The sequence below is a fragment of the Companilactobacillus futsaii JCM 17355 genome (assembly GCF_001435505.1).
Taxonomy (GTDB): Bacteria; Bacillota; Bacilli; order Lactobacillales; family Lactobacillaceae; genus Companilactobacillus; species Companilactobacillus futsaii.
Map to the genome: position 1 here is coordinate 22,510 of NZ_AZDO01000090.1, position 9,774 is coordinate 32,283.

General features: G+C 36.8%; 6 protein-coding genes. 3 read left to right on the forward strand and 3 right to left on the reverse strand.

What is annotated here, in order from left to right; all coding sequences use genetic code 11:
* The first annotated feature begins 125 nt into the window (after positions 1-125).
* The gene (locus FC88_RS07340; protein WP_057814291.1) at positions 126-2,594 is read left to right on the forward strand and encodes a DUF11 domain-containing protein; all 2,469 of its coding nucleotides are present in this window, start codon (positions 126-128) and stop codon (positions 2,592-2,594) included.
* A gap of 183 nt (positions 2,595-2,777) precedes the next feature.
* Complete coding sequence (locus FC88_RS07345) at positions 2,778-5,294, forward strand: isopeptide-forming domain-containing fimbrial protein (RefSeq protein ID WP_057814292.1); 2,517 nt, start codon at positions 2,778-2,780, stop codon at positions 5,292-5,294.
* A 68-nt stretch (positions 5,295-5,362) separates the two neighbouring features.
* Here FC88_RS07345 and groL read toward each other — a convergent pair whose 3' ends face one another.
* Together groL and groES are read right to left on the reverse strand one after the other, a co-directional pair.
* Entirely contained in the window at positions 5,363-7,000 is a 1,638-nt protein-coding gene (gene groL, locus FC88_RS07350) for a chaperonin GroEL (RefSeq protein ID WP_057814293.1), read from the reverse strand.
* Between the two features lie 62 nt (positions 7,001-7,062).
* Entirely contained in the window at positions 7,063-7,347 is a 285-nt protein-coding gene (groES, locus tag FC88_RS07355) for a co-chaperone GroES (protein WP_057814295.1), read from the reverse strand.
* A gap of 141 nt (positions 7,348-7,488) precedes the next feature.
* On the opposite strand from groES, the gene FC88_RS07360 reads away from it, so the two are divergent.
* Positions 7,489-8,115: a CPBP family intramembrane glutamic endopeptidase gene (locus FC88_RS07360; protein WP_229239875.1), complete on the forward strand. Its 627-nt coding sequence runs from the start codon at positions 7,489-7,491 to the stop codon at positions 8,113-8,115.
* Between the two features lie 84 nt (positions 8,116-8,199).
* Here the strand turns inward: FC88_RS07360 and FC88_RS07365 are convergent, their stop codons facing one another.
* Positions 8,200-9,480 (reverse strand): cation:dicarboxylate symporter family transporter, encoded by a 1,281-nt coding sequence (locus tag FC88_RS07365; RefSeq protein ID WP_057814296.1) that lies wholly within the window; start codon positions 9,478-9,480, stop codon positions 8,200-8,202.
* Positions 9,481-9,774: the final 294 nt, after the last annotated feature.

The following is a 9,774-nucleotide window of genomic DNA, read 5'->3' on the forward strand; positions in this document are numbered from 1 at the left end:
GAAAGAAAAATCATTAATATCTGAATCAAAAGGATATTTGTTTCATTTTATAATACTTAATGTATAGATATATTCTAAATTAAGAAACTTTATATAAAAGTATTTCTACCACGGGGGAAAACAATATGAGAAATTATAAGACGATTCCCAAACTATTCTTGCTCTTTTTTACAGCTTTGTTGATGGTTTTGACTTTCAATACCACGACTGTCAAAGCTCTTAATCAAACTGACGTTGAAAATGCAGAAAAAGTCATGCGTAAATACGATGGTATTGATAATTGGAAACTCAAATCCAATAGCCCTTCCAATGACTATGACACGATACCTATAGGTGGCAATATTTCAATTGGATACGCATTTGGTACGGTGCGTGATGTTAATGGTAATGTCAAAGCTGGCGATAATACTATCACAAAGGCAAGTTCGACTGGCACTGTTAACAATGCTCCAACAATTAATAATTCAAAAATCAATATTTTTCTAGATTATAATGGAAAATACTATGGAATACTTCATCAAAATAAAAATGCCTATATCAATGGAAATCCTGAAACTGCTTCAGACACTTCAATTGACTATGCATTACTTACAGGTAATAGTACTTCATATTTTTATAAAGATATGAATCTCCTTAATAAATTATCGATAATTGATTCATCCAGTAATACAAGTAAGTTGTTTTATACTGGGACTGATTCTAACGGAAAAAAAGTTTTCAAATTAGTCGGTTATTATGGTCCTAAGGATGTTTATGTAGAAATAGTATTAAGACCTTCACCATCTGGTTCACCTGTTGTTCAACGTGAATTATATGTTTATAACGCTGATTCTAGTAGCACTCAATTTCAAACTTTTTACGGTGAAGATACAGGATTAAATCCTAACAATGATGATCAAACGGTTGATAATGTTCCTATGTTTGCCATTGGCGGTGGACAAGGACTCTATCTATTAAGTGGTTCTAACTACGATCCTGCCTCTAAACTATTCGTTACAAACAACGTTGATGGTGGCTTCCAAGACTTCATGGGTAGAGTTTTGACAAATCCGACTAATTGGGGTGTCAAAGGTAAAGTCAATAATACTGGTTCTAATATTAGTGATCCCAGTTTACCTTGGGCTTCGAACCCTTCCTCAAGTCAAATGGGTGATACAAAGGCTGATGCTGATGCTAATCTACTAGTAGGTTCAAATTATGGTCGTGAATACGATATTGTAGATAGTAGTGGAAAGCAAGACACTGCCTATACACTCAGATGGCCAGAAACAAATTTAGCTAAAGGTCAAGTTGAGAAATACGTTTCCAACATCGGTGCAACAATTTCTGGCTATGCTGTTCCTACCGTCAAAAAGACTTACACCAACGAAACCTCAACTGATGGCAAAAATCACGTCGGAGATAAATTAAACTTCACGTTAACTGTCAGAAACGACGGTTACAACTCAAATTGGCAACTAACTAGAATATTAGATGCATTGCCTAAGGGATTAACTCTTGATCCTAATTCAGTAAATACTTCTATGGCTAATGGCGACACAATCGACTTTAACCCTGGGACTTCTATTCCTGATAAAACTTCAACTAAATACACCTTCAGTGCCACAATCAACAACCAAGCTCCCTACAATCTAACTGATGGCAAATTAACTAATACAGCTAAATTCACTGGTAATAATAAAGGACAAAGCGATTCAAAGACTTACGAAGCTAGTGTCGACATCCCCGTTGAGACGCCAACCTTCAAATATCGTTTCACTAAACAAGTCAGAAATAACACTGATGATCCAAACGGTGCCTTTTCTAGTGAGACAACCGCCAAACAAGGCGACATCATCGACTATGAAGTCCAATTTATCAGTAATGGTACTTCCAATGTAACTGGTGGTAACTTCAAAGATAACCTACCTGCTGGACTAGAATTAGTTCCCGGTAGCGTGGCATTAAATGGCGTTAAACAAAATGATTTGAATTTCTCACTGGGAACTTTATCTAACACCATAACTAACAAAATAACTTTCCAAGCCAAAGTTACAGCTATCGATAAAACTACAGCTTCTAATACAGCCTATATGACCAATATAACGACTAATACCGGCCAGCAATACGACAGCATTCAAACTGAACAACCGGCCGTTGTCAACATCGAAGCAGCACCACAAACAACTTCATTCGTAGAGGTTCCTACTAATATCGACTTCGGTAGCGTCAATATGACTGATTCTGAACGGATTTTACCAAATGTCAAAACTACTGGTAATTTAATCATCAACCACACCGCTGAAACGCCTTTCCAAGTCAGTGTCAGTTACGATAACAACAACGCTCCTTTAACTAATGGTAGTGACAAATTGATCAACGACAATGACGATGCCATGTTCTTCCATCAGGCTGGCAATGAATCCAACAACTGGAGAACTGTTTCGACATCCCCTGTTCCAATCAAATCTGAAGGATTTTCCGGTCAAATGTTGAACCAATCATTGAACGATTACATTGGCGCAAAGAAATGGAAATTAAGAGTTCCTGCCAACAGTAAATCTGGTAAATACACGGGTCAAGTAACTTGGACGATTGCCGACACAATCAATTAATTCAAAAATAAAGCTATTATTCCAAAGAAAAATTTTGGGATAATGGCTTTTTTCATTTCGCGAAAAAAAAAGACTGAATAACTGAATCATTTTGTTAATAAATTCACTATATAATATATGTTATAAAGATATATTCAAGAATGATGGATTTTGTATAAATATATTTCTACGGGGGAAAATAAAATGAAAGGTTATCAATCGATTCCCAAGGTATTGTTATTAGTTTTCACAGCTTTATTGATGGTTTTAACTTTTAATACTACCAAAGCAAAAGCTGCTGCAGCAACCATCTCTAAGTCTGCTGTTACGGATGCAGAAAAAGTTATGAGAAAATATGATGGCATTGACTCTTGGACTTTTAAAGGAGACTTAGCAACTAACGAAGTCGGAAAAATTCCAATTGGTGGAAATATCTCTTTAGGTTACGCCTTCGGAGCAGCTCGTGACGTTAATGGAAATGTTAAAGCCGGTGATAAAACCATTTCACATCAAAGTACTGTTTTGTTTCCCAAAATATCAAATTCGAAAATAAACATTTTTCTAGACGATAATGGTAAATACTACGGTATTTTACATCAAGGTGAAGATTCTTATATCGGCGGATCTCCCGAAAATGCATCTAACACTTCAATTGATTTCGCGTTATTGGAAAGTAGTCAAAGTGCTAGTAATTTTTATGCAGATATGAATTTGTTAGCAAATGCCTCTCAAATTGATTCTGCTAATGGTGGTATTTATAAATTATTTTATACTGCCACAGACAAAAATGGTAAAAAAATACTTAAAATGGTCGGACATTTTTATAAAAAAGGTGTCTTTTTTGAAATAGTACTCAGACCATCTCCTAGTGGTTCTCCAGTCCTTCAGCGTGAACTTTATGTATACAACCCAGGAAGTAAGAATGTTACTTTTCAACCTTTCTATGGAGAAGATACAGGATTGAATCCAAATAATGGCGATAATAGTTCGGTTGATAATGTCCCTATGTTCGCAATTGGCGGCGGTTTAGGCTTATACATCGAAAGCGGTTTAAAAAATTCCGAATCAAAATTATTTATTACCAACAATATAGATGGTGGGTTCAAAGATTTCATGGGTAGAGTTCTTGCCTATCCTGACAACTGGAGTATTAAGGGAAAAGATAATAATAAAGTTGAAATTTCTTCTCCAACGCTTCCAGTAGTAACAAACGATAATCATTCTTCCAGCTTAGACGGTGATACCAACGCTAAAGCCGATCAAAATTTATTAATTGGAAAAAGTAATTCTGGCCAAGAATACAAGATTGTTAACGGTAATGGCAAACAAGACACTTCTTATATTTTAAGATGGCCGTATACTACCCTTGCACCAGGAGGCGTAGCAAAATTCGTTTCAAATATCGGTGCGACTGTTAAACCTTATGCCATTCCAACTGTCAAAAAAACCTACAAGAATCTTACTTCTAAAGATGGAACCAATAATGTTGGCGATAAATTGCACTTTACTCTATCAGTAAGAAATGACGGTTACGGTTCTAATTGGATAATTTCTAAAATAAGGGATGATTTACCAACTGGCTTAACTATCGACCCTAACAGTGCTTTGGCTAGTGGAAACGGAATTGATTATAATCCTAACGTTGGTGTTACCGATGGTGCAACCGCAACCTATGAATTTGATGCCACTATTAATAACAAAGCTCCTGTTTATGCAACTAATGGAATAATCACTAATACGGTTAAGTTTACTGGTTACAATAAAGGCTTTAGTGATACTAGAACTTATGAAGATAGTGTCGACATCCCTATTGAAACACCAGACTATGCCTATGATTTTACTCATCAAGTACGTAACGTTACTGCTGATCCTGGCAGTGATTTCTCTGATAGCGTAGATGCCACTACCGGGGATACGCTTGAAATCAAGTCCATTTTCACAGTTAGTGTAGGTACAGCAAAAGATGCTATATATAAAAATAAAGCTCTCGATGATGATGGTGATGGTTTAAATATTGAAAAAGATAAATTATCACTAATCTCTGGTAGTGTCTATATGAATGGCGTACCCGTTCAAGATGCTATTCAAAGCGGTCTGCACACACACTATACACCCGCTGGCCAACCAAATACATTTGTTTATAGAATTAAAGTAAACAGTTCAACAGAAGAAACAATTCAAAACAGTAGTACTATGGAAAATGTTAAAGATATCAATAGTAAAGTTTTAAGCATTGATCCTTCAGATTCCATCTATATTCACGTTCATCCTCCTGTTCCAACAACTTCCTTCATCGAAGTCCCAGAATTAATCGATTTTGGTAGCATCAACTCCACCGGCACCGAAAAGATGCTGACGAATAAGCAGACTAAAGGAAGCCTCATTGTCAGCCACAGTGCCGAAACTCCTTATCAAGTTCTGGTCAGTTACGACAACAATAGTGAGCAGGCTCTAGCTAAAGGTGATGAAAAATTGATTCAAGACGACGGATTATCATTATTACTCGACAACAATTATGATGGTGAACCTGATGATTGGGAGCCGATATCTTCAACAGGAATTCCCATCAACAATCAAGAATTCGTCGGCTCAGATGAACCACTGGATCTGACTAAATATGTCGGTCTAGATAAGTGGAAATTAAGAGTTCCTAGCACAGCAACATCGGGTCAATATACTGGCCAAGTAACTTGGACGATTGCTGATACACCAATTGAATGAGGTACAAAAAAAGCGTTAGTAGACAATCTACTAGCGCTTTTATAATTATTATTTATTAAGGGGTTAGATTACATCATACCGCCCATACCACCGGCAGCAGGGTTACCACCAGCAGGTGCAGCATTGTTATCCTTTGGTTCTGGCTTGTCAGCAACAACTGCTTCTGTTGTCAACAATAGTGATGCAACACTGGCAGCATTTTGTAGTGCTGAACGTGTTACCTTAGTTGGATCGATGATTCCGGCTTTTACCATGTTTTCCCACTTGTCAGTAGCAGCGTTGAAACCAATTTCGTTTTCTTGGTCTTTGATATGTTCAACAATAACTGAACCTTCGTAACCAGCATTTTCAGCGATTTGACGTAATGGTTCTTCCAAAGCACGAGCAACGATGTTGATACCTGTTTGAACGTCGCCTTCAGCCTTTAATTCTTGAACCTTGCAAAGTACGTTCATCAAAGCTGTACCACCACCAGCAACGTAACCTTCTTCAACAGCGGCACGTGTGGCATTTAGAGCATCTTCAATTCTGTATTTACGTTCTTTAAGTTCTGTTTCAGTAGCAGCACCAACTTTAACAACAGCAACACCACCAGCCAATTTAGCTAGACGTTCTTGTAGTTTTTCCTTGTCAAAGTCTGAAGTTGTTTCAGCGATTTGTTTCTTGATCAAGTCAACACGTTCGTTGATAGCATCCTTGTTACCTGAACCTTCAACGATTGTTGTGTTGTCTTTTGTAACTGTAACCTTACCAGCTTGACCTAATTGATCCATTGTTGTGTCTTTTAGTTCAAGACCTAGATCAGAAGTAATAACTGTACCACCAGTCAATGTAGCGATATCTTCTAGTTGAGCCTTACGACGGTCACCAAAGCCAGGAGCCTTAACAGCAACAACGTTGAATGTACCACGAATCTTGTTCAAAACAAGTGTTGGTAATGCTTCACCATCAATATCATCAGCAATGATAAGTAGTGACTTACCTTGTTGAACAATCTTTTGTAGTAATGGCAAGATATCTTGGATGTTTGAAATCTTCTTGTCAGTGATCAAGATGTAAGGATTGTCGAGGTCAGCTTCCATCTTGTCGTTATCTGTAACCATGTATTGTGAAATGTATCCACGATCGAATTGCATACCTTCAACAACATCTAAAGTTGTATCGATACCCTTTGATTCTTCAATTGTGATAACACCATCGTTACCAACTTTTTCCATGGCGTCAGCGATCAACTTACCTGTTTCTTCACTAGCTGATGAAACTGAAGCTACTTGGGCAATATCGCTCTTACCTGAAACCTTGTGTGAAATATTGTGAAGTTCTTCAACTGCAGCGTTTGTAGCCTTTTCGATACCAGTTCTGATACCAACAGGGTTAGCACCGGCCGTAACGTTCTTCATACCTTCTTTAACAATTGCTTGTGTCAAAACAGTAGCTGTAGTAGTACCGTCACCGGCAATGTCATTTGTCTTTGAAGCTACTTCAGAAACTAATTTTGCACCCATATTTTCAAAGTGGTCTTCTAGTTCGATGCTCTTAGCGATTGTAACACCATCATTTGTGATTTCTGGTGAACCGTAACTCTTTTCAAGAACAACGTTTCTACCCTTAGGTCCGATTGTTGTCTTAACTGTGTCAGCTAATTTGTTAACACCGTCCATCATCTTTGAACGTGCATCTTCTGAAAACTTAATTTGTTTTGCCATTAAATTTCACACTCCATATTCTTTAAAAATTTATCTAAAAGTAATTGTCTTATTTAACGTTTTTATTCAACGATTGCCATAATATCTTTTTCGTGAAGGATTAAATATTCATTGTCTTCATACTTAACTGTTGAGCCTGCATATTTGTCAAAAAGAACTTTGTCACCCTTCTTAACGTTCATAGGCACTGTTTTGCCGTCGTCAGTAACTAATCCAGCACCAACAGCAACAACTTCGGCTGTTTGTGGCTTTTCTTTAGCGTTGTTAGCTAAAACAATTCCACCGACTGTCTTTTCTTCTTCTTTATCGACTGTTACAATGACTCTATCTCCAAGTGGTTTTAACAATTTAAATACCTCCAATATAGTAATTCTACGTTTGTTTAACTTTTTTAGCACTCAAACATCTCTTGTGCTAATCACAAGTTTTATATTAACATTATATTGTGAAGTTGCAAGTATTTACCTTTAAAAAATTCGGAGGGAATCATGTCTTACCAAAAAAATCAGTTTTTAACGCTGCTGTCCTATATCCTGTTGTTATCTTTAGGAACAGTCCTATCAATGCTCTCTATCACGGGCTCAGCGTATTTTCTTACCATTACCCTAGGTTCACTCATCGCAACTGGTGTGATGATCTACTTAGTTAAATTAAGTGGTCCACTAGACTTTGAAAAAAAATCCGATCTCAATCACGATTTACAATGGATTATTTTAGGAACTGTTGGTGCCATCGTCGTTCAATATGGTATTGGTTTCTTAGATCAATTAATTTTTCACACTACTATCAATTCAGCGAACACCTTTAGCCTTTTATTAATGGTCAAAGAATATCCTTACTATTTCCTTTACGTGATGATTGCCGCTCCGATTATGGAAGAAATCATCTTCAGAAGAGTATTCTTTGCCAACTTGATCAAGCCTACTAATGTCTATATTGCGGCAATTATTTCGGCGATTATCTTTGCTTTCATGCATCAAGATACGAGATTTTTAGTTTACGTGGCAATGGGATTATGGTTTGCCTTTGTTTATTACAAGTCAAAAAATATTTACGTCAGCGCTGGTAGTCACATCATCATGAATGCCATCGTCTTGTCTATGAATATTATCTAAAAAATAGCCTATCGGTAATTATAAAAATTATCGGTAGGCTATTTACGTGTGTTTAAATCGTTTGTTTCTTACTACATGGAAAATCTAGTCTCCACGCTTGTAGGATGCGACATACTTCTCTCTCTTGTCCTCATCGAACTCATGCTCACTCTTAGCAATAATAACGGTTGCTAGTGAATTACCAACAACGTTGACAGCAGTACGTCCCATATCTACGAGACGGTCAATACCAGCAATGAAGGTCAAACCTTGCATTGGGACACCAATCGTCGAAACTGTGGCTAGTAGCACGACAAATGATGCACCTGGTACTCCGGCCATCCCCTTAGATGTTAACATCAATACTACTACAAGGGTAATTTGTTGCCCAAGCGTCAAGTGAATATTGTAAGCTTGAGCCAAGAACAAAGCAGCTAGTGATTGATAAATGGCTGAACCATCAAGGTTAAAAGTATAGCCAGTTGGAATAACGAATGAGACGATTCCCTTGGAAGAACCGTAATCTTGCATTTTTTCCATCATCTTAGGTAAAGCTGCTTCTGAACTAGCAGTTGTGAAAGCTAAAGTAACTTCATTTTCAATAATTCTGAACATTTCATAAAATCTAACGTGGAACAAATGTCCTACAGCTGCCATGACAACAAAGACGAAAAATGCCATTGTTGCATAAGCAATCACAATGAATAATAGCAGTGGCTTAAGGGAATTAAAGCCCATCTCACCAACTGTAACACCGATCAAAGCACAGACACCAATTGGAGCTAAACGCATAACCCAGTTAGTTACTTTGAACATAACATTGGCGACAGCGTTTAAAACATCAACGATAATTTTACCTTGTTTACCAATTGAAGCTGTTCCTAACCCGAACAATACGGAGAAGAAGATAATTGGCAACATGTCGCCTTTTCCAAGCGAGGCAAAGATATTTGTTGGAATGATACTCATTAGGATTGACCAAATACCCGAATGTTTGGCTGTTTTAGCGGTCGCAGTATATTGACTAATATCCGAACCTTTTAGACTATGAATATCGATAAAGGTACCGGGATGAGTAACATTAGCGACGATAATACCAATAATAATCGCTATTGTTGTCATAATTTCGAAATAAATTAAAGTTTTTAATCCAATCCGACCAAGTTTCTTAATATCACCCATATTGGCGATACCAACGGTCAAACAGGATATAACGATTGGTAAAACAATCATTTGAATCATGGAAATAAACATCGTACCAATGTTTTGCATGACTTGAATGGCAGCCTTATTCTGATAGAATAACTGCCCCAAGATAATACCTAGGATCAAACCAATGATGATTTGCCAACCTAAGCTTATCCGGAAAAACTTTTGCTTTTGCAATTTTAAGTCCCCTTTAAGTAAGCTTATTTTTAATTATAGAAGATTTTTTATCAAAATGGAAAATGTTAGCGATTGCAAATTAATACTTTTTTCATTTTGGTTTTAAGGACGAACTATTTTATTTTAATGGTAGTTTAATGTTCTAGTTTTAGTTTAATTTTGAATTTTTTGAGAAAAAACATACGGATTTATTTTTGAGGGTAAGTGTAAATTTCCGTCTTCCGCGCAAGTTCTGTGATTGGCTGGAATGCACTCGTCCTTGTCAAGTTGACATTTTTTTGATTCAAATAATAT

Bases quoted from the DNA above. Each gene is read 5' to 3' on its own strand.
- FC88_RS07345 (WP_057814292.1), top strand. From the start codon at position 2,778: ATGAAAGGTTATCAATCGATTCCCAAGGTATTGTTATTAGTTTTCACA.
- groL (WP_057814293.1), bottom strand. From the start codon at position 7,000: ATGGCAAAACAAATTAAGTTTTCAGAAGATGCACGTTCAAAGATGATG.
- FC88_RS07360 (WP_229239875.1), top strand. From the start codon at position 7,489: ATGTCTTACCAAAAAAATCAGTTTTTAACGCTGCTGTCCTATATCCTG.
- FC88_RS07340 (WP_057814291.1), top strand. From the start codon at position 126: ATGAGAAATTATAAGACGATTCCCAAACTATTCTTGCTCTTTTTTACA.